We start from the raw sequence: 20,449 nt of genomic DNA, 5'->3' as shown, positions 1-20,449 counted from the left end.
CAGCGCGGTTTCAGATCCCGCGCTCATCGCGGCGTCAGGAAGCTGCGGTCCGAGGGACCAAGAATGAAATCAAGCACTTCGCGGACGTGGCGGCTCTCTGTCCCCTCTTCCGAGAGTTTGCGGGCCTGTTCGCGGAAGTTGCCCTCGCCAAGTGCCATGTAAAGTTCGCGCAATGCGGAAATTTCGGAACGTTCCACACCGCGGCGTTTGAGGCCGACAAGGTTCAGCCCCTCCAGCCCCGCGCGCGGCCCCGCCACCAGCGCATGCGGGATCACATCCGAGGCCACCATCGACAGCGCACCGATGATCGCGCCATGGCCGATGCGCACCCATTGATGCACGCCCGACAGCCCGCCGACGATCACATCGTCTTCGATGACGCAATGGCCCGCGATCGCGACCGAATTCACCAAAATGACCCGGTCGCCGATCTGCACATCATGGGCGACGTGACAATTCGCCATGAACAGCCCGTCGTCGCCCACCCGGGTCACGCCGCCGCCGCCCTCGGTGCCGCAGTTCATCGTCACATATTCGCGGATGCGGTTGCGCGCGCCGATCACCAGCCGGGTCTTTTCGCCCTTGAATTTCAGATCCTGCGGGATCTGCCCCAGCGAGGCAAAGGGAAAGACCACGGTGCCCGCGCCGATCTCGGTCGCGCCCGCGATCACCACATGGCTTTTCAGCTCCACCCCCTCGGCCAGCACGACCTCGGGGCCGATGTGGCAGAAGGGGCCGATCAGGCAGCCCGGGCCGATCACCGCCCCCGGCTCGATCACCGAGGAAACATGCACGCGGGCGGTTGCGTCAACGGCCATGGTCAGCCCTTCAGATCCATCATCGCGGTGAATTCGGCGGTCGCCGCCAGCTGCCCCTCGACAAAGGATTCGCCAAGGAATTTCCACACCTTGCCGCCGCCGCGCTTGACCGTGACATGCATTTCAAGAACGTCGCCCGGAACCACCTTGCGGCGGAACTTGCAGCCGTCGATCGCCATGAAATAGGTGCCAAGCGGCTTGTCGATCACGTTCATCGAAATGCCCACGACCACCGCCGCCGTCTGCGCCATGGCTTCGACGATCATCACCCCCGGCATCACCGGTTCCTCGGGGAAATGGCCGGTGAATTGCGGCTCGTTGTTGGTCACGCATTTGATCCCCACCGCGCTTTCGAAAGGCACGATGTCGCGCACCTTGTCGACCATCAGGAAAGGGTAACGGTGCGGGATGATCCGCTTGATCAGGCTCAGATCGGCGCTGGTATAGGGGGCGGGTTCGCTCATCTTCGATCCTTCCAAAACGGGCCTGTCGCGGGAAAGGCGGCCTTTGGCCGTTGCTAGCGTCGCGCGTCCCGCTTGGCAAGGACGGGGCGCATCGGCATGGGCGGCTATTCGCCGCCGCCCGGGCCGGAACCGGACGGGCCGGGCGTCGCAGCGGGGCCCGCGCCCAGCCGCGCATCCATCAGCCGCGCCAGATCCTCGGTGATGTCGGCGGCTTCCAGGCCGCGGATGATCGCGCGCCGGTCCAGCACCATCACCGCGCCGCGGCGGGTCAGGATCTCGTCGATCAGCGGCCCGGAGGCGACGAAGAACGCCTGCCGCGCCGTCTCGAAGCTTTGCGTCAACGCCTGCGCCTTGGCCTTTTGCGCCGCCCGGATCCCGGTCGCGCGTTCGTCAAAGGCATCGGCCTCGGCGCGAAAGGCCGCGGGCGTCAGCTTTGCCCGCCGCTCGGTCAGAAGCTTTTCCTCGGCGATCAGGTCATCGGCGATGCGGGTGTTTTCCGCCGCAAGCGCCGTCGATTCGCGGGTCATCTCGGCGGCGATGGCCTTGCCCCAAAGCGTGTCATCAAAGAGCCGCTCGAAATCGAGCGTCAGCACCGGCACCGCCGCCGGGGCCACCGGCTCGGCCCGCAGCGGCGCCGCAAGGCCAAGCGCCAGCACCGCCGCGACAAGGCACAGGCGCAAAAGGCCGGGGAGGCTCCCCGGCCCCGTCAGGCGTTTCGCTGGCGCATCCGCCGCATCGGCTCAGAACTTCGTCGCGATGGTCAGATCGAAGTTCTGTTCCTTGTCGTAATCTTCTTTCTTGATCGCCTTCATGAAGTTCAGCCGCAGCGGCCCCAGCGCCGAATCCCAGAACACCGAGAAGCCGACCGCAGAGCGCAGACGCAGGGAATCGTCAACCTCGCTTGGCGCCCCGCTGCGCCCGCCCGTCGTGTTGTCGAGCCCCCAGACCGAGCCGGTATCCCAGAACAGACCGCCATGGATGCCATATTCCTCGGGCAGGCCCAGCGGGAATTCGCTTTCAAGGCGCAGGGCCGCGAAATACTTGCCCCCAAGGGCATCGCCATTGGCCGCCCCGGCCCCGTCATGCACGTAATCGCGCGGACCATAGCCATTGCTTTCGAAGCCGCGGACCTTGTTGTTGCCCGAGAAGCGGTCAAGGATCGTCAGCGTGGTATCCCCCCGCGCGGCGATCGCCCCGCCTTCCAGCTCGGCCCGCAAGGTCACATCCTCGTTCCAGACCTTGCGTTCGGCGCGCAGAAGCGCCGTGGTCTTCAAGGCCTCGACATCCCCGCCCAGACCGTAAAGATCCTGACTGAACCGGAAGGTGAAGCCCGTGCGCGGGTCGATGCCGGTGCGGCGCGTGTCAAAGGTATAGGTGTAGCCCGGCCCCATGCTGTTGCGCGCGCCCTGTTCTTCCTCGGCGACAAGGATCTGCGACGACCAGAGCCCGTTATCGGTGCCGTCGGCGGTATCATCGGCATAAGAGGTCACGCTGCTCAGCTCGTTGCGCAGGAAGCTGTAGCGCATCTCCAGCCGCGCATTGCGCGCCAGCGGGAATTCGAGCGAGGGCGAAATCCCCATCATCTTGGTGTTGTAATCGGAATTGTCGCTTTCCGAGGTGTTGTACCACAGATGGAAGCGGCCCTTCAGATCGCGGCCCAGCAGATGCGGCTCGACGAAGTCGATCGAATTCTGCTGGTTGTCCGAGGTGGTGCCGACCGAGATGCCCAGATATTGCCCGCGGCCGAGGAAGTTCGATTCCTCGAGCGAGGCATTCAGCCCGAACCCGGCCGAAGCGCCATAGCTCGCGCCGAAGGTCAGCGAGCCGGTCGGCTGTTCCTCGACATCGACGCCGACGATCACCTGATCGGGGCCGGTGCCCGGTTTCGTGCCGACATCGGCCTTGGAGAAGAAGCCAAGCGCGCGGATCCGTTCGGCGGCGTTCTTGATCTCGCGCGGGTTGAAGGGGTCGCCTTCGACCGTGTTGAACTCGCGCCGGATCACGCTGTCAAGCGTGGTGGTGTTGCCCTCGATGTCGATGCGCTCGACAAAGACGCGTTCGCCCCGCACCAGCGCGAATTCGACGTTCAGCGTCTGCGTGCGCGGATCGCGGGTGATGCGCGGATCGACGCGGACAAAGTTCACGCCCTTGCGCAGCGCGACTTCCTCCATCCGGGTCACCGCGTAATCGATCTCGGTCGGCGAATAGATCCGGCCCGAGCGGATCTTGGCCAGACCCTCGAACTCCTTGGCGTCCAGCTCCTCCACTTCGGAGACGGTGGTGATCTGGCCGAACTTGTATTGCTGCCCTTCGCGGATGTTGAAGGTCATGAAGAAACCTTCGCGGTCGCGGGTCATTTCCGAGGAAACGCCGGTCACTTCCACATCCGGATAGCCGCGCGAATGGTAGAAATCGACCAGCATCTGCCGGTCCAGCTGCACCCGGTCGGGCACGAAGGTGTCGCGCTGGATCAGCCGGTGCAGGATGCCCGCCTGTTTCGTGCCCAGCACGTCGCGCAGACGCCGGTCCGAGAAGGAGCGGTTGCCGGTGAAGGTGATGCGGTTGACCTCGGAAACGGCGCCTTCCTTGATCTCGAAGACGACATCGACGCGGTTGCCGTCGCGCTTGATCACCTTCGGATCGATGCGGGCGGCCAGACGGCCGGTGGTGGCGTAGCCCTCGGCCAGCGCGGCGGCATCGGCCTCGAGCGTCGCCGGAGAGAACACCTTGCGCGGTTGCGTCTTCACCAGCCCGGCCAGCTTGTCGTCCTTGAGGATCTTGTTGCCTTCGAAATCGACGACGTTGACGGTCGGATATTCCTTGACCCGGATCACCAGCGTCCCGCCCTGCGGCACGATCTCGACGCTTTCGAACAGGCCCGAGCCCTGCAGCCGCTGGAACGCGTCGTTCAGCGCCCCGGCGCTGACCCGGGCGCCCTTGGCGATTCCGGCATAGCTGAGGATCGTCGCCGGTTCGACCCGGTCATTGCCCTCGATCTTCACGCTTTGAAAGGCATAGTCCTGCGCCAGCACCGGCGCGGCGACAAAGGCGCAAGGCACGGCAAGGGCAAGGAATGTGCTGGTCGCGAGCATGCCCAGACGGGTCTTCGCCTTGGGCTTGGCAAGTTGCAGCCGGATCGTCATCGCACTCTCCCCGTCAGGTCGCTTGGCGCAGTTCTCTGACGTGACTAGCGAGAAAGACGGCCCTTGTCAAAGCGACAGACCGTGTTCGGGCGCAACGAAAGCGCGAGATATGGTAGATCGGTCAAAGCTGATACAGGGTCGGATCGGCGGGGGGAAGCAGCGCCGAAACCTCGATGCCGATCACCAGCGCCCCGGCCAGCGCCACGAAGATCGCCACCGGCACCAGAATGCGGTCGGCCGCAAGGTCGAAGACGAGCGCGACGCTCCGGTATCCGTCGCTCAGAACCGCCTGCATGATCGGGACTCCTTTGCCTTTCGGCACCGAAATACCCGTTCAATGCGGCCTAATTAGGGCGGATCGGGGCGAATTTGCGCCGCCCCGCCCGTCTCAGCACACCAGATCGTTCCAAAGGCCAAAGGCCATCAGCGACAGCACCAGCGCCAGCCCGACCGAGACCATCAGGCTCATCACCCGGTCCGACGGCGGCTTGCCGGTGACGCCTTCCCAGAGGTGGAACATCAGATGGCCGCCATCCAGCACCGGGATCGGGAACAGGTTCAGGAAGCCCACCGCGGTCGAGAGCATGGCGATGAACCAGATGAAATCCGCCGCCCCCGCCTTGGCCGCCGCGCCCGAGCCCTCGGCGATGCCGATGGCGCCGCGCAGGTTGCAGCTCGAGATCTTGCCCAGCACGATATGTTCGATCGCCGAGACCGAGGCGGTGATCGCCCCCCAGGTCTGTTTCGCCCCGCCCATCAGCGCCTCGACCGGGCCGATCCCCTCGGTGACCGGGCTGAAGCCCGCACCGGCGATCAGGCCGATCTTGAAATCGCTGACGAAACTGCCGTCCGGGCGCGGCATGTCGACGATCTTCGGCGTCAGCGTCACCGAAAGCGTGCTGCCGCCATTACCCTCCTCGGCGGGGCGCCACAGATCCAGCGTCAGCGCCGCGCCCTTGCCCGCGCCGACCTTGGCGACCAGATCGTCAAAGCGCCAGATCGGCTGCCCGTCGATCGCGGTGATCACGTCGCCCGCGCGGATCCCGGCGGCATCGGCGGCCGATTGCGGCAACACCTGCGCGGCGCGCGGCGGCGCCAGCTGCGGCCCGTCAACCACCATGTCGGTGCCGTCGCGCAGCACCCGATAGCTGAGGAAGGGTTTTTCCGGCGTCGGCACCTCGCGCAGCCGGTCGTAATCGGGCAGCGCGACGCCCTCGATCGCCAGAAGCCGGTCGCCCGGGCGCAGATCGCCCGAGCCGCCGGGCAGCGCCACCAGGTCCGCCACCTGCGGCGGCACGGCGGGCTTGCCCTCCCAGGCCATCGCCCCGGCAAAGACCAGGATCGACAGGATGAAGTTGAAGACCGCCCCGCGGCCACGGTCGCCGCCCCCCCAAAGGGGCGCGCCATGCATCGAATGGCGGCGTTCCTCGGCGTTCAGCCGCGCCATGGTTTCCTCGTCCACCCCCGCCGAAGTGGCGTTGGCATCGCCCAGAAACTTGACGTAACCCCCAAGCGGGAACAGCGAAATCTTCCAGACCGTGCCGTGCTTGTCGACCCGGCTGATCAGCTTTGGCCCAAAGCCGATCGAGAAGGCCTCGGCCTTGATGCCGCACAGCCGCCCCACGATGTAATGGCCGTATTCATGCACCGTGACGATGATCGAAAGCGCGATGACAAAGGCCAGCGCGGTCTGCAGCATCGAAACAAGGTCGGGAAGAAAATCCAAGGGTCAGGTCCTTACTGTCGGCACAAGGCTGCGCGCAAGCGCCCGCGCGGTGGCATCGGTGTCCATCACCATATCGAGACTGTCGAGCGGTTTTCCAAGCCCGTGACGCGCGGTCATCTCGGTCAGCACGGCTTCGACCAGACGGCTCATCGCCAGAAAACCGATCTCCTCGCCGATGAAGGCATCCAGCGCGGCTTCCTTGGCGGCGTTGAAGGCCGCCCCCGCCGTGCCGCCCATCGCCATCACCTCGCGCGCCAGACGCAGCGCCGGGAAGCGGTCCTCGTCGGGCGCGCGGAAGGTCAGCGCGCCGATCTTTGCCAGATCCAGACGGGTCACCGGCAGCTCCGCCCGCTCCGGCCAATTGAGCGCATAGCCGATGGCATGGCGCATGTCGGGCGCGCCCAGATGCGCCATCAGCGCACCGTCCTTGAAGCCGACCAGCGCATGCACCAGCGATTCAGGGTGCACCAGAACCTCGATCTGCTCTGGCCGCACGCCGAAATATTCCTTGGTTTCAATCAGTTCCAAGGCCTTGTTGAAGAAGGACGCGGAATCGATGGTGATCCTTTGCCCCATCGCCCAGTTCGGATGGGTGGAGGCCTGCGACACCGTCGCATGGGCCAGTTTCTCGATCGGCCAATCGCGGAAGGCCCCGCCCGAGGCGGTGATGATGATGCGTTCGACCGCTGCCATCTCTTCGCCGACCAGCGCCTGAAAGACCGCGGAATGTTCGCTGTCGACGGGCAAAAGGCGGGCGTTGTGTTTCGCGGCTTCCGCCAGAAGCAGCGGCCCGGCGGTGACCAGCGATTCCTTGTTCGCGAGCGCGAGCGTCGTGCCCTGGCTCAGCGCGGCAAAGCCCGGCGCCAGACCCGCGGCGCCGACGATGGCCGACATGATCCAGTCGGCCGGACGCAGCGCCGCCTCGATCAGCGCGGCTTTCCCGGCCGTCGCCTCGATCCCGGTTCCGGCCAGCGCGTCGCGCAGCGCAGGCAGGCAATCTTCATGCGCGGTCACCGCGACCTCGGCCCGGAAAGCCCGCGCCTGTTCGGCCAGAAGCTTGATGTTGCGCCCCCCGGACAGGGCCACCACCTGAAAGGCCCCCGGACGACGGGCGATCAGGTCAAGCGTATTGACCCCGATCGAGCCGGTGGACCCGAAAACCGTAATGCGTCGCATGACTTAGCCTCCGAAAAGCGTTTGCGGCATCAAGGGCACAAGCAAAAGCACCACCAGAGCCGCGCCGATCAGCGCGTCGAACCGGTCCAGCACTCCGCCGTGACCGGGGATCAGGGCCGAGGAATCTTTCACCCCCATCCGCCGCTTGATCGCGCTTTCCGCGATGTCGCCCATCTGCCCGGCAAGCGCCACAATCGGCGTAAGCCAGACAAGCGCAAGACCGCCCGCGCCCGCTGCGGCGAAAAGCCCGCCCACGGCCGCGGCGCCAAACCAGCCCGCCACCGTGCCCGACCAGGTCTTTTTCGGCGAGACCCGGGGCCAGAATTTCGGCCCGCCCAGGGCGCGGCCGACGAAATAGCCGCCGACATCCGAGGCGACGACGACGCAGACAAGCCACAGGATCACCCCCGGCCCGACGCCCAGACGCAGCGCCACCAGCGCATAGCCCGCCAGCATGATCAGCACCGCATAGGCGGCAAAGATCGCCCGGTCGCGGCGGGCCGTGGCAAAGCTGCCAAGCGCCGCGGGCAGGATCAGAAGCGGTGTCAGGAACCACAGATGGCCGAAGACAACGGCAAAAAGCGCCGTCGCGCCGGTCAGACCCAGCCCGACCGCAGGCCAGGACGCGGCCCCCTCGGGGCGCGTCATCGCCGCAAGTTCCCAGATCATCAGCCCGGTGACCAGCACCGCCAGCGCGATGAAGGGCAACCCGCCCAGCCAGATCGCCAGCGCCCCCGCCGCGACCATCGCCAGCCCCGAGCCCGTGCGCGCGCGCAGATCCGACCAGTTGCCACTCATCCCTTCACCCCGCCGAAACGCCGTTCGCGGCCACCGAATTGCGCCAGGATCGCCGCCAGCGCCGCCGGGTTGAAATCCGGCCACAGCGTCGGCGTGAAGTCATATTCCGCGTAAGCCGCCTGCCAAGGCAGGAAATTCGACGTCCGCGTCTCGCCCGAGGAACGGATCACCAGATCCGGATCGGGGATCGCCGCGGTGTCGAGATGGCCCGCAAAGACCGCCTCGGTGATCGCCTCGGGGGCCAGCCGCCCGGCCGCCACCTCCTGCGCGATCGAGACCGCCGCCCGGCGCAACTCGTCGCGGCCGCCGTAATTGATCGCCACGGTCAGGTTCAGCCGCGCATTCATCGCCGTACGCGCCTCGATCCCGTCCATCAGCCCGCGCAGCTTGCCATCCAGCGGCCCGCGGTCGCCGATGAAGCGCATCCGCACCCCCTCGGCCGACATCGCATCGGCCTCGCGCTGGATGTAACGGGCAAAAAGCGCCATCAACCCAAGGACTTCCTCGGTCGAGCGCTTCCAGTTCTCGGTCGAAAAGGCATAAAGGGTGAGCCATTTCACCCCCAGATCGGGGCAGGCGCGGACGATCTCCTTGACCCGTTCCGCGCCCTTTCGGTGCCCCACCAGCCGCGGCCAGCCGCGCTGCTTGGCCCAGCGGCCGTTGCCATCCATGATCATCGCGACATGCGAAACGCCGTAATCGGTGACGCCACCGCCGGTCGGCGCGGGTCGGGGCTCGGTCGCGGTCATCATCAGCCTTTCTGCACGTCTCAGACGTGCATGATCTCCGCCTGCTTGCCCTCAAGCGCCTTGTCGACCAGACCGATGTGCTTTTTCGTCAGCTCTTCGATCTCGCCTTCCCAGAACTTCTGGTCGTCTTCCGACATGCCGTTGGCCTTGGCTTTCTTGATCTGGTCCATGCCGTCGCGGCGGACGTTGCGGATGGCGACGCGGGCATGTTCGGCATATTGCGCGGCGACCTTGGTCAGCTCGCGGCGGCGTTCCTCGTTCAGCTCGGGGATCGGCAGCATGATGATCGGGCCGTTGGTCTGCGGGTTGATGCCCAGGCCCGAATCGCGAATGGCCTTTTCGACCTTGTTGATCATGCCCTTGTCCCAGACGTTCACGGTCACCATCCGCGGCTCGGGCACGTTGATCGTGCCGACCTGGTTGATCGGCACCAGCGAGCCATAGGCATCGACCATGATCGGCTCGACCATCGAGGCCGAGGCGCGGCCGGTGCGCAGCGTGCCGAATTCATGCTTGAGCGCATGCATCGCGCCCTCCATGCGGCGTTCGAGGTCGTCGGTGTCGATTTCGATATCGTCGGACATGGGGTCCCCCGCTCTTTTCCGTTTTCGTCTTCATAACGGGGCGGGCGGCGCTTGGATAGGGGCCAAGCGCGCGCACCCGTTCCGTTGCGTCACATGTCGCCGATCTCAGCCCTGCACGCGGGTATAGGTGCCCTGCCCGGCCAGAATGCCGCGGAACCCGCCCGGTTCATCCAGCGAAAAGACGATGATCGGCAGGTTGTTGTCGCGCGCGAGCGCAATCGCCGAGGCATCCATGACGCCCAGGTTCTTTTGCAGCACCTCGTCATAGCTCACCGTGTCGTAGCGCTTCGCATGGGCGTGTTTCTTCGGGTCCATGTCATAGACGCCATCGACCTTGGTGCCCTTGAAGATCGCCTCGCAGGACATCTCGTTCGCCCGCAAGGTCGCGGCCGTGTCGGTGGTGAAATAGGGGTTGCCGGTGCCCGCGGCAAAGATGCAGACGCGCTTTTTCTCCAGATGCCGCACGGCGCGGCGGCGGATGTAGGGTTCGCAGACCTGATCCATCGGAATCGCGCTGATCACCCGGGTAAAGACCCCCATCGATTCGAGCGCGCCCTGCATGGCCAGCGCGTTCATCACCGTCGCCAGCATCCCCATGTAATCGGCCGTCGTGCGCTCCATCCCCTGCGCCGAGCCCGCAAGGCCGCGGAAGATGTTGCCGCCGCCGATCACCATGCAGATTTCCACGCCCAGATCGCGGACCGATTTCACCTCGCGGGCGATGCGTTCGACGGTCGGCGGATGCAGGCCGTAGCCCTGATCGCCCATCAGCGCCTCGCCCGAGATCTTCAGAAGCACGCGTTTGTATTTCACGATCGGTTCGTTGGCTTCGGTCATCGCGGCTCCTTGGCGGTCCCTGGTTGTCATCGGGGCGCAAAATGTCGCAAATGGCGTCCGGGATCAACCTCAACCGCAGCTTCGGGATCATCGCCGTGTTCGACCTTGCCGCCCTGCCCGCTGACCGCCCGGTGCTGATCGCGGGGGCGACGGCCTCGGGGAAATCCGCGCTGGCGCTTGAAATCGCGGAACAATCCAGCGGCGTCGTGGTGAATGCCGATGCGCTGCAGGTCTGGTCGTGCTGGCGCGTGCTCTCGGCCCGGCCCTCGGCCGCGGATGAAGCCCGCGCCCCCCATGCGCTTTACGGGCACCGCGCCCCGGGCGAAGACTATTCCGTCGGCGCCTGGCTGCGCGAGATCGGCCCGATCCTTGCTGCCTTTCGCGCGGGCGCCGGGCCGCGCCCGATCATCGTGGGCGGCACCGGGCTTTACCTGAGCGCGCTGACCGAGGGGCTGGCCGAGATCCCCGCCACGCCCGCCGAGATCCGCGCCGAGGCCGACCGCCGCCGCCTGACCGAGGGGCATGCGGGCATGCGGGCCGAGCTGGACCCCGCCACCGCGGCCCGCGTCGACGGGCTGAACCCGATGCGGGTGCAACGCGCCTGGGAGGTGATGCGGGCGACCGGCCGCGGGCTGGCCGCCTGGCAGGATGACACACCGCCGCCGCTTCTGCCGCTCGACGCCGCCGTGCCGCTGCTGCTCTCGCCCGGGCGCGACCTTCTGGCGGCGCGGATCGATGCCCGCTTCGAGACGATGCTTGAGTCGGGCGCGCTGGACGAGGTCCGCGCCCTCCTGCCCCAGTGGGACGCTTCGGCGCTTTGGGCCAAGGCGATCGGCGCCCCCGAGCTGGTCGCGCATCTGCGGGGCGAGATCGATCTGGCCACCGCGACCGCGCGCGCCAAGGCCGCCTCGCGCCAATATGCGAAGCGGCAACGCACATGGTTTCGTGGCCGGATGGGGGGCTGGCACAACATCCTGCGGGGCTGAAACCGGGCCGGGCCAATTTCGGCACGCCCGTGTTTTTCGTTGGATTAACAAGGGGATCTTCCCTATCCTTGGCGCGACCACCGCCGCCCCGGAAGCTTTCGTGACCCTTTTCAAGACCCCTCCGCTTGCGCCCTTCGCCAAGACCCTGCGCCCGGGCCCCTCTGCCTCCTCTGTCGCGGCCAAGCCCGCCCGGCCGAAGTCGCTTTTGCCCGAGCCGCCCTCGGTGCCGCGCATCGTGCCGATCGCCCGGCTTGCCCAGGGCGGGCGCTGGCGCGTGGAGGCGATGCGGGCACTGTCGGAACCCTGTTTCCTGTGGTTCACCCGCGGTCAGGGCCGGATCACCATGGGCGGCGTGACCCGTGGTTACGGTCCCTATTCGGCCGCCTTCCTGCCCGCGGGCGTGATGCACGGCTTCGAGATCTCGAGCCAGACCACCGGCCTTGCGGTGTTTTTCGGCAAGAATTCGGAACTGACGCTGCCGCATGCGGCGCAATATCTGCGCGTGCGCGAGCCCCCGGTGCAGGCCGAGATCTCGGGGCTGATCGAATCGGTGACCCGCGAGCTGGAAAGCAACCGTCCCGGATCGGACCGGGCGGCGCTGCATTATCTCGGCCTTTTGAGCGTGATCATCGAACGTCAGGGCATGTCGCAGGCGGCCGAGCCCCGCGCATCAGAGGCCGCGCGCAAGCTGGTGACCCGCTATGCCGCTGTTCTGGAACGGGATTTTCGCTCCGGTCTGGGCGTGGCCGATTATGCCGCGCAGCTCGGTGTGACGGCGACGCATCTGACGCGGTCCTGCCGGATCAGCTGCGGCCGGGCCGCCTCGGAGCTGCTGCAGGATCGCCGCCTTTACGAGGCGCGGCGGCTTCTGAGCGAGACCGGGACCCCGGTCAAGGACATCGCCGCCGCCCTTGGGTTCAACAGCCCCGCCTATTTCACCCGCGCTTTCAGGCCAGGGTCGGCAAGACCCCCTCGGCCTTCCGCAAGGGCGGCTGAGCCGAAGGCCGCGCCCCGCCCTTGCGCGCGCGGGGCCGTCCCTATCTAGGCGGAGCAGACATTAACGGAGTATTCATGGAACGCGCGATCGAACGGGTGCTTTTTGCCAGCCGCTGGCTGATGGCACCGATGTATCTGGGGCTGGTGGGGACGCTGGCGATCCTGCTCTGGGCCTTCGTGCTGGAGCTTTACCATTTCGCGCTGCAGATCCCGCAGATGGAGGTGGATATCGCGGTGATGGGGGCGCTGTCGCTGATCGACCTCAGCCTGGCCGCGAACCTGATCCTGATCGTGATCTTCTCGGGCTACGAGAATTTCGTCTCGCGCATGGACACCCACGGCCACGAGGACCGGCCGGATTGGCAAAGCGAGGTCGATTTCTCGACGCTGAAGCTGAAGCTGGTCGCCTCGATCGTCGCGATTTCCGGGATTCACCTGCTCAAGGTGTTCATGGATCTTGAAAAATACCCGGCGGAAAAGATCACCTGGATGGTGGTGATCCATCTGGTCTTCGTGATCTCGGGGGTGCTGCTTGCGCTGATGGACTGGATCAGCAATCACGCCAAGGCGATGAAGAAGTCGGCGAAATAAGCCCGATCCCCGCAATGCAACGCTGCCCGCGGCCCGGCCGCGGGCAGGTCTTTTCCGTCACGCGGCCGAGCGATGCATGCCAGCGGTTTCGGGCAGGTGAAACCGTTCGACGGTCTGGCGCAGATCGCTGCCCTCGCTGGCAAGCGCCCGCCCCGATGCCGCCGACATGTCGGTCATGTTGGCGATATGCTGCGTCGTCTGATCGAGCTGGTTCACCGCGCCATTGATCTCGACGATGCCGCGCGCCTGTTCCTCGGCCGAGGCGGCAATTTCGCCCATCCGCTCGAAGATGTCGCGCACCGAGCTTGCGATCTGATCGAGCGCCGCGCCGGTCCGCCCCACCATCTTCACCCCGCCCTGCACCTGCAGGGTCGAGGTTTCGATCAGTTGCGAAATCTCCCGCACCGCATCAGACGCCCGCTGCGCCAGCGCCCGCACCTCCGAGGCGACGACGGCAAAGCCGCGCCCGGCCTCGCCCGCCCGGGCGGCCTCGACCCCGGCATTGAGGGCCAGCAGGTTGGTCTGAAAGGCGATTTCCTCGATCACATGGGTGATGCGCGAAATCGATTGCGACGAGGCTTCGATCTCGGCCATGGCCGCCACGGCCTCGGCCACCACCCCGACGCCGCTTTCCGCATTCTGACGTGCCTGCGCCGCGATCTCGCGCGCCTGCGACGCCCCGTCGGCCGCCGAGGAAACCGAACTGGTCAGCTGGTTGAGCGCCGCCGCCGTCTCCTCCAGCGCCGCCGCATTGCGTTCGGTGCTGTGCGCAAGCTGCGTGCTGGCCTGCGAGAGCTTGCCCGCCTCGGCATCGACCCGCGTCGCCGAGAGGTCGATCTGCACCAGCGCATCGCCCAGCTGCCGGATGGCAGAGTTGAAATGCGCCCGAAGCTGATCGTATTCGCCCGGCAGCGGGGTTTCGATGACGCAGTGCAGATCGCCCGCCGCCAGCGATTCCAGCGCCTTCGAAAGCGCCGCGACCACAAGCTGCTGCTCGCTCAGACGCGCCCGGGTCTCTTCGGCGCGACGGGCCGCTTCGACGCGCTCCGCCTCGACGCGCTGACGCTCATGTTCCAGCGCCTCGACCTCGGCCCGGCGGCGCTCGGCCTCGGCCCGCTCGGCCTCGGCCCGGGCGCTCTCCTCGGCGCGGCGTTTCGCCTGTTCCTCGGCCTGAAGCGCCGCCTGCATCCGGGCGTTTTCCTCCAGATTGGTGCGAAACACCACCAGCGCCCGCGCCATGTCGCCCAGCTCGTCCTTGCGCTCGGTGCCGATGATCTCGACATCGGTCCGCCCCTCGGCGATCGCCCGCGTCGTCACCGCCTGGCGCTGCACGCAGCCCGCGATGTGCCGCCCCCCCGCCCAGGCCACGCCCGAGGCCAGCACCAGCGACAGCACCACCGCAATCGCGCTCAACCGGGTCTGCGCCGCCAGCATGTCGGCCGCCAGATGATCGGGCGAGGCGACGACATAGATGCCGATCGGAACCCCCGAGAAATCCTTCACCGCGACGGCACGGCCGACATGGGGCACGCCGTCGAAATTCCGCAGCAGATCGATGCCGTCGGACTGCAGCACCTGGTCGAAATCGCCCGGCGCCAGCATCGGGGCCTCGCCGGTGGTGTCGGCCTTGCGCTCGATCTTGCCCGCCTCTCCCGCCGGGGGAACCGCGTAGAATTCGAATTCGTTCCCGGTATCCGCCGCCATCGCCGAGAGGAAATTCGCATCCATGTCAAAGCCCACTTCGACGGTGCCGACATGGGCGCCCTGCCAGCTGATCGGCGCCACGCCGCGCGCGCCGACGCCGGTCCTGCCGCGCTCGAGCCCGCGTTCGGGCACCTGCGCCGCATTCGCCCTGACCACCATCGGCCGGGTTTTCGTCAGATCGTCGCCGCGCTTGTCCAGCTGATGCACCCGGATCAGCGAGGTCCCCGGCGGCACATGGAAATGCAGCTGCGTCATCCCGGTCTGGGCCATCATCTCCTGGATCGAGCCCGCCAGCATGGTCTCGATCGTCTTGTCATCCCGGCGGGCGACGGCCTCCCGCAGCGCGGGCATCCCCGCGATGATCTGGGCCATCGACAGCGCCTCGGTCGTCCGGGCGTCGATCGCCAGCCGCAGCGCATCCGCGGCCACGGCGCGTTCCTTCGAATAGGCGGCGTCCAGCGTGCGCTGCCCGACCAGCACCATGCCGGACAGGTTGAGCACGATCGCGATCACCGCGGTGAGAAGGGGAAGCAAAAGGATCTGTCTGCGAAGCGTCATGGACGGTCTCCATCGCAAGTCACAGACGGGATAGCGGAAAATCGTGAACACCCGATTTACGGGATTAACCCCCGCTGCAAATTACCCTGAGGCGAGTTTCTTGCCCAAAAACACCAACCGGGCCGCCCTGCGGACGGCCCGGTCTTGCCTTGGGCGCAAGGGTCTTGAAGATGGGCCGCGGCACTGCCGCGGCCCGGCCGGGCGGGAGGGATCAGAAGAAGCCCAGCTTGTTCGGGTTGTAGCTGACCAGCATGTTCTTGGTCTGCTGGTAGTGATCGAGCATCATCTTGTGGGTTTCACGCCCGATGCCCGATTGCTTGTAGCCGCCAAAGGCCGCATGGGCCGGATAGGCGTGGTAGTTGTTCACCCAGACGCGCCCGGCCTGGATGTGGCGGCCAAAGCGGTAGCAGGTGTTGATGTCGCGCGACCAGACGCCGGCGCCCAGGCCGTACATCGTGTCATTGGCGATATGCAGGGCTTCGTCCTCGTCCTTGAAGGTGGTCACCGACACGACCGGCCCGAAGATTTCCTCCTGGAAGACCCGCATCTTGTTGTGACCCTTGAGGATCGTCGGCTGGATGTAGAAGCCGTTCGCCAGATCGCCGCCAAGGCTTGCCGCATCGCCGCCGCACAGGACCTGCGCGCCTTCCTCGCGGCCGATCTTGAGATAGGACAGGATCTTGTCCTGCTGTTCCTGGCTGGCCTGCGCGCCGACCATCGTCTCCATCAGGCGCGGGTCGCCCTGCTTGATCGCCTTCACCCGGGCAATGGCGCGGGCGATGAACTCTTCGTAGATGTCCTCCTGAATGAGCGCGCGCGACGGGCAGGTGCAGACCTCGCCCTGGTTGAAGGCGAACAGAACGAAACCCTCGACCGCCTTGTCGAGGAAGGCGTCATCTTTCGCCATCACATCCGAAAAGAAGATGTTCGGCGACTTGCCGCCCAGCTCCAGCGTCACCGGGATCAGGTTCTCGGTCGCATATTGCATGATCTTGCGGCCGGTCTCGGTCGAGCCGGTGAAGGCGATCTTCGCGATCCGGTTCGAGCGCGCGAGCGGCGCGCCGACATCGGGGCCCATGCCGTTGACGATGTTCAGCACACCCGGCGGCAGCAGGTCCTTGATCACGTCGATCAGCACCATGATCGCGGAGGGGGTCTGTTCGGCCGGTTTCAGCACGATGCAGTTGCCCGCCGCCAGCGCCGGGGCCAGTTTCCACGCCGCCATCAGGATCGAGAAGTTCCACGGGATGATCTGCCCGACGACGCCCAGCGGCTCGTGATAGTGATAGGCGACGGTGTCATTGTCGATTTCCGACATCGAGCCTTCCTGCCCGCGCAGCACCCCCGCGAAATAGCGGAAATGGTCGACGGAAAGGGGGATATCGGCGGCGGTGGTTTCGCGGATCGGCTTGCCGTTGTCCCAGGTCTCGGCGGCGGCGAGCAGGTCAAGGTTCTGCTCCAGCCGGTCGGCGATCTTCAAAAGCACGTTCGAGCGATGCGCGGCCGAGGTGGTGCCCCAGTCGCCTTTCGCGGCATGGGCGGCATCGAGCGCCAGCTCGACATCCGCCGCGGTCGAGGCGGCAACTTCGCAGATCTTCTCGCCGGTGATCGGCGTGATGTTGTCGAAATACTTGCCCCCGACCGGCGGGGTCCATTTGCCGCCGATGAAATTGTCGTAGCGCGGCTTGAAGGGCGACACCATCACCCCCTTGAAATCATGCGGCATGTCGTTGGCCATCTTGTCCTCCCTGATGGTCTGACCCCCTCCCCGGGGTGTCGATGGGAAAAGACTGCGCCTCTTTGCGATTCTTGCATAGCGGCTTTGTTTTGGAGTTATGGCTGACCTGTTTCACTGCCGAGACAGGTGCAGCTGCAGCATCGCAAAATTCGTAAAGGCGGCGCGGGGTCGCAGGCGGGGTCTGGGGGCTCTGCCCCCCTCGCGTGCGCCTCACCCCCCGGGATATTTGGGGCAAGGTGAAAGGCGGAAATGGAAGAAGGCGCCCTTGCGGAGCGCCTTATCCTTTATCTTGCTTCAAATATCCCGGGGGGTGAATTGCCCGGCACGGGCAAGAGGGGGCAGCGCCCCCCTTCCCCCTCACACGCTCAGACCAAGCGCCTTCGACTTGCGATAGAAGGTGGCGCGGCCGATCCCCAGATCGCGCGCCGCCGCCGAGACATTGCCGCCCGCGCGCGCCAGCGCCCGCACCATCTCGGCCCGCTGCGCCTCGGCCAGCGCGCCCTGCCCTTCGTCGCGCTTGCCCCCGAACAGATCGGTCGCGGGCACCCGGCCCATCTGCGCCTCCTCCAGGCCCAGCTGGCGCCGCGCCGCCCGCGTCGCGCCGATCACCAGATCGTCGCGGTCAAGCGCCAGAAGCACCACCGCCTGCGGGCTCTCCTCGGCCGCTCCGGTCGAGAGGATCCGCGCCCCCTCGAAGGAGGCGCGGAACAGATCCGCCTCGATCCGGCTGGCCGCATCCTGCACCGTCAGCGCGACCAGACGGGCGTAGCCCTCGGTCATGTCCTCGCGCGCGGAGGAGACGTCGATCACCCCGGCCAATTCGCCCCGCGCGCCAAAGACCGGCGCGCCCATGCAGGTCAGCCCGGTGTTCGTCGCGCGGAAATGCTGGTCGCGCCAGACGGTGACGGGCCGCCCCTCGGCCAGACAGGTGCCGATGCCGTTCGTGCCCTCCTGCCCCTCGGACCAGTCCGAGCCGGGGGCGAGGTTCGAGCGGTGGAAGGCCCGCCGGTCGGCGTCGCGCATGCGTTCTTCCAGCACCAGCCCCTCGGCATCGGACAGAAACACCGCACAGCCCGCCTCGCAGGCGGCGCGGGCCAGCCGATCCAGCACCGGGGTTGCCACGCGCAGCAAAAGCCCCGCCGCCTCGCGCCGCGCGGCGATATCGGCGGCGGTCAGCCGGTCGGCGCTGCGCAGCTTGGCCGGGTCCAGCTTGTGATGGATCATCGAGCGGCGCCAGCTGGCGGCAAAACCGGCCCGCCCCGCCGCGGTGGACGAGGCGACGACCGATTGCACGATCTCGGCATGATTGCGCGTGGGGGCAGAAAGACGCATCGGAAAGCCTCCCCTCTTTTCGGTGCTTTCCGCAGGATAGGCGCTTTGCCGCCGCAAGCAAGTGCCGCCCGCAGCCCTACGACTTTGGTCTAAGGCTCAGTCCGCGGCGGGCGCGTCCTGCCCCTCTTCGTGGCGCTTGCCGCGAAAGCCGGTGGCGACGACGAATTTCTCCGAGCTGTCCTTGCGGCTTGAGGGCGGCTTCATGTTCACCACCTTTTCGAAGTTCTTCTTCAGGACCGTCATCAACCCCTGTTCGGCGCCCCCCGCCAGAACCTTGGCAACAAAGGTGCCGCCCAGCTCCAGCACGTCAAAGGCGAAATAGGCGGCATGTTCGCACAGGGTGATGATGCGCAAATGGTCCACCTGCTGGTTGCCCGAAGCGGCGGCGGCCATGTCCGACATCACCACATCGGCGCGGCCGCCAAGCCAGGCCTTGACCTTGTCATCGGCGCCATCTTCGAGGAAATCCAGCTGATGCAGCTCGGCCCCGGCAATCGCCGCGATCTCCTGCAGATCGACGCCCAGAACCGTGCCGACCTTCTTGCCGCCCTTTTCGCCCAGCGCATTCACCCGCGCGACCGCGACCTGACACCAGCCCCCCGGCGCGCAGCCCAGATCGACCACCCGCGCCCCCGGCACGAGGAAGCGGAACTTGTCATCCAGTTCCATGATCTTGTAGGCGGCACGCCCGCGATAGCCCTCTTTCTTCGCGCGCACCACATAGGGGTCGTTCAGCTGCCGTTCCAGCCAGAGCGTCGACGAGAGCTTGCGCCCCTTCGCCGTCTTCACCCGCACCCGAAGATCGCGCTGCCCGCGCCCCGAGGTGTTCTTGCCAGAGCCCGCACCGCCCGATTTGCCGCTGGGGGGTTTCGTCATTTCATCTCTCCCTCGATCGGCTTCATTTCTTCGATCACGCCATCTTCGGCCATCTGCGCATACAAAAGCCCCTCGCGCAGGCCGCGGTCGGCCACCGACATCTTGTCCGTCGGCCAGACCCGCATCAGCGCCTGCAGGATCGCCGCCCCCGACATGATCAGCGTGTGCCGGTCGCGCCCGATGCGCGGATCGGCGCGGCGTCCCTCGGGACCAAGCATCAGGAAGGAGCGGATCACCGCGTCGATCTCGGTCGAGGTCATCGTCAGGCCATCGACCCGGTTGCGGTCATAGCGCTTGAGGTTCAGATGGCAAGCGGCAACCGTGGTCACGGTGCCCGAGGTGCCGATGACCTGAAACCCCTCCTGCGGCGTGCCCGAGGCGTAGGGCGTGAAATCGGCCAGCTTTTCCTCGAAGAACCAGGACATCAGCGCGAACCGCGCCGCGTCATCCTCGACATCGCCGAACTGGTCTTTCAGCGTGGCCACGCCCAGCGGCACCGAAATCCAGTCCACCACGCGGGCCTGCGGAATCTCGCCCTCGGGCTGATCGAAGCCGCCCGAGAGCCGCATGATCGAGCGCGGCCGGTCCGGGGGCGGCACCTTGGAAATGTCGATCCAGACAAGTTCGGTCGAGCCGCCGCCGATGTCGACGACCAGCACCTGTTCGCTGCGCGGATTGACCAGCGAGGCGCAGGAGATCACCGCCAGCCGCGCCTCTTCCTCGGGCGGGATGATTTCCAGCGGCAGCCCGGTCTCGCGCCGCACGTAACGGATGAAATCGCGCGCATTGCCGGCGCGCCGACAAGCCTCGGTGGCGACAAGGCGCATCCGCTTGACGCCATGGGTTTCGATCTTGCGGCGGCAGATCTGCAGCGCCTGCACGGTGCGCGCCATCGATGACCGCGACAACCGGCCCGAGGCTTCCAGCCCCTGACCCAGCTGAACAGCCTTGGAAAAGCTGTCCACGACCTGAAACTGATCGCCCTTCGGTCGGGCAATCAGCATCCGGCAACTGTTGGTGCCGAGATCGAGCGCAGCATAAAGCTCGCCCGGCTCGGCGGGGTGGGATGCGGCGCGTTCGACCAGTTTCGGGATCGCGCCCGCAGCCCGAGGACGCCTGGGCGCCATCTTACGCCCTCCGATTTCAAGTTACCCCCTAGGTAGCGCGGGGGGGCCGAAGGTTCAAGCGCCCGATGACAAGTTCGTGACGTCGCAAGGCCGAAGCAAGGCGGGGGGCGCTGCCCCCGGGCCTGCGGCCTCCCCCCGGGATATTTGAGGCAAGATGAAGGGGCACCGTTTCATCTTGCCCTAAATACCTCCGCCGGAGGCTCCGCCGCGCAGGGCAAGGCGACCGGGCGGGCCTTGAGCGTGCCC

At 66.5% G+C, this 20,449-nt stretch carries 19 protein-coding genes; 3 read left to right on the top strand and 16 right to left on the bottom strand.

The annotated features are described in order from the left end of the window. Window positions 1-23 precede the first annotated feature (23 nt). The 11 genes from lpxA to pyrH form a co-directional block, all read right to left on the bottom strand. Window positions 24-818: an acyl-ACP--UDP-N-acetylglucosamine O-acyltransferase gene (gene lpxA / locus RCAP_RS08105; RefSeq protein ID WP_013067359.1), complete on the bottom strand. Its 795-nt coding sequence runs from the start codon at window positions 816-818 to the stop codon at window positions 24-26. A 2-nt stretch (window positions 819-820) separates the two neighbouring features. Further along, window positions 821-1,282 (bottom strand): 3-hydroxyacyl-ACP dehydratase FabZ, encoded by a 462-nt coding sequence (gene fabZ / locus RCAP_RS08100; RefSeq protein ID WP_013067358.1) that lies wholly within the window; start codon window positions 1,280-1,282, stop codon window positions 821-823. Window positions 1,283-1,386: 104 nt separating this feature from the next. Continuing rightward, window positions 1,387-1,962, bottom strand: coding sequence for an OmpH family outer membrane protein (locus tag RCAP_RS08095; protein ID WP_013067357.1), 576 nt, complete (start codon window positions 1,960-1,962; stop codon window positions 1,387-1,389). 60 nt (window positions 1,963-2,022) lie between these two features. Next, the gene (gene bamA, locus RCAP_RS08090; RefSeq protein ID WP_013067356.1) at window positions 2,023-4,425 is read right to left on the bottom strand and encodes an outer membrane protein assembly factor BamA; all 2,403 of its coding nucleotides are present in this window, start codon (window positions 4,423-4,425) and stop codon (window positions 2,023-2,025) included. Between the two features lie 121 nt (window positions 4,426-4,546). Next, window positions 4,547-4,720 (bottom strand): hypothetical protein, encoded by a 174-nt coding sequence (locus RCAP_RS19580; protein ID WP_013067355.1) that lies wholly within the window; start codon window positions 4,718-4,720, stop codon window positions 4,547-4,549. Between the two features lie 93 nt (window positions 4,721-4,813). After that, window positions 4,814-6,151, bottom strand: coding sequence for an RIP metalloprotease RseP (rseP, locus tag RCAP_RS08085; RefSeq protein ID WP_013067354.1), 1,338 nt, complete (start codon window positions 6,149-6,151; stop codon window positions 4,814-4,816). Window positions 6,152-6,154: 3 nt separating this feature from the next. After that, window positions 6,155-7,327 (bottom strand): 1-deoxy-D-xylulose-5-phosphate reductoisomerase, encoded by a 1,173-nt coding sequence (gene dxr, locus RCAP_RS08080; RefSeq protein WP_013067353.1) that lies wholly within the window; start codon window positions 7,325-7,327, stop codon window positions 6,155-6,157. A gap of 3 nt (window positions 7,328-7,330) precedes the next feature. Then, the gene (locus tag RCAP_RS08075; protein ID WP_013067352.1) at window positions 7,331-8,125 is read right to left on the bottom strand and encodes a phosphatidate cytidylyltransferase; all 795 of its coding nucleotides are present in this window, start codon (window positions 8,123-8,125) and stop codon (window positions 7,331-7,333) included. Further along, window positions 8,122-8,874, bottom strand: a complete 753-nt coding sequence (gene uppS, locus RCAP_RS08070) for a polyprenyl diphosphate synthase (protein ID WP_013067351.1) — start codon at window positions 8,872-8,874, stop codon at window positions 8,122-8,124. Before uppS ends, RCAP_RS08075 begins: the two co-directional genes overlap by 4 nt. Window positions 8,875-8,894: 20 nt before the next feature. Beyond that, the gene (gene frr / locus RCAP_RS08065; RefSeq protein ID WP_013067350.1) at window positions 8,895-9,458 is read right to left on the bottom strand and encodes a ribosome recycling factor; all 564 of its coding nucleotides are present in this window, start codon (window positions 9,456-9,458) and stop codon (window positions 8,895-8,897) included. Window positions 9,459-9,563: 105 nt separating this feature from the next. Continuing rightward, on the bottom strand, window positions 9,564-10,295 hold the full coding sequence (pyrH, locus tag RCAP_RS08060) for a UMP kinase (RefSeq protein WP_013067349.1): 732 nt from the start codon (window positions 10,293-10,295) through the stop codon (window positions 9,564-9,566). Between the two features lie 50 nt (window positions 10,296-10,345). Here pyrH and miaA point away from each other — a divergent pair, with 50 nt between their 5' ends. The 3 genes from miaA to RCAP_RS08045 all read left to right on the top strand — a co-directional run bounded on the left by miaA (window position 10,346) and on the right by RCAP_RS08045 (window position 12,868). Then, the gene (miaA, locus tag RCAP_RS08055; RefSeq protein WP_115503955.1) at window positions 10,346-11,281 is read left to right on the top strand and encodes a tRNA (adenosine(37)-N6)-dimethylallyltransferase MiaA; all 936 of its coding nucleotides are present in this window, start codon (window positions 10,346-10,348) and stop codon (window positions 11,279-11,281) included. A 100-nt stretch (window positions 11,282-11,381) separates the two neighbouring features. Next, on the top strand, window positions 11,382-12,326 hold the full coding sequence (locus RCAP_RS08050; protein ID WP_013067347.1) for an AraC family transcriptional regulator: 945 nt from the start codon (window positions 11,382-11,384) through the stop codon (window positions 12,324-12,326). Between the two features lie 26 nt (window positions 12,327-12,352). Next, window positions 12,353-12,868, top strand: coding sequence for a TIGR00645 family protein (locus RCAP_RS08045; protein ID WP_013067346.1), 516 nt, complete (start codon window positions 12,353-12,355; stop codon window positions 12,866-12,868). A gap of 57 nt (window positions 12,869-12,925) precedes the next feature. Here RCAP_RS08045 and RCAP_RS18455 read toward each other — a convergent pair whose 3' ends face one another. From RCAP_RS18455 to RCAP_RS08020, 5 genes are all read right to left on the bottom strand, one after another. After that, complete coding sequence (locus tag RCAP_RS18455) at window positions 12,926-15,130, bottom strand: methyl-accepting chemotaxis protein (RefSeq protein ID WP_013067345.1); 2,205 nt, start codon at window positions 15,128-15,130, stop codon at window positions 12,926-12,928. 211 nt (window positions 15,131-15,341) lie between these two features. Then, on the bottom strand, window positions 15,342-16,868 hold the full coding sequence (gene adh, locus RCAP_RS08035) for an aldehyde dehydrogenase (protein ID WP_013067344.1): 1,527 nt from the start codon (window positions 16,866-16,868) through the stop codon (window positions 15,342-15,344). A gap of 357 nt (window positions 16,869-17,225) precedes the next feature. After that, on the bottom strand, window positions 17,226-18,200 hold the full coding sequence (locus RCAP_RS08030; protein ID WP_013067343.1) for a GAF domain-containing protein: 975 nt from the start codon (window positions 18,198-18,200) through the stop codon (window positions 17,226-17,228). A gap of 96 nt (window positions 18,201-18,296) precedes the next feature. Further along, on the bottom strand, window positions 18,297-19,076 hold the full coding sequence (locus tag RCAP_RS08025; RefSeq protein ID WP_013067342.1) for an RlmE family RNA methyltransferase: 780 nt from the start codon (window positions 19,074-19,076) through the stop codon (window positions 18,297-18,299). Further along, window positions 19,073-20,203, bottom strand: coding sequence for a Ppx/GppA phosphatase family protein (locus RCAP_RS08020; RefSeq protein ID WP_013067341.1), 1,131 nt, complete (start codon window positions 20,201-20,203; stop codon window positions 19,073-19,075). The genes RCAP_RS08025 and RCAP_RS08020 overlap by 4 nt, the downstream gene beginning before the upstream one ends. Window positions 20,204-20,449 lie beyond the last annotated feature (246 nt).

Source organism: Rhodobacter capsulatus SB 1003, from assembly GCF_000021865.1.
In the GTDB taxonomy this organism is placed as follows: domain Bacteria; phylum Pseudomonadota; class Alphaproteobacteria; order Rhodobacterales; family Rhodobacteraceae; genus Rhodobacter; species Rhodobacter capsulatus_B.
This window is presented reverse-complemented; position numbering and strand designations above follow the sequence as displayed.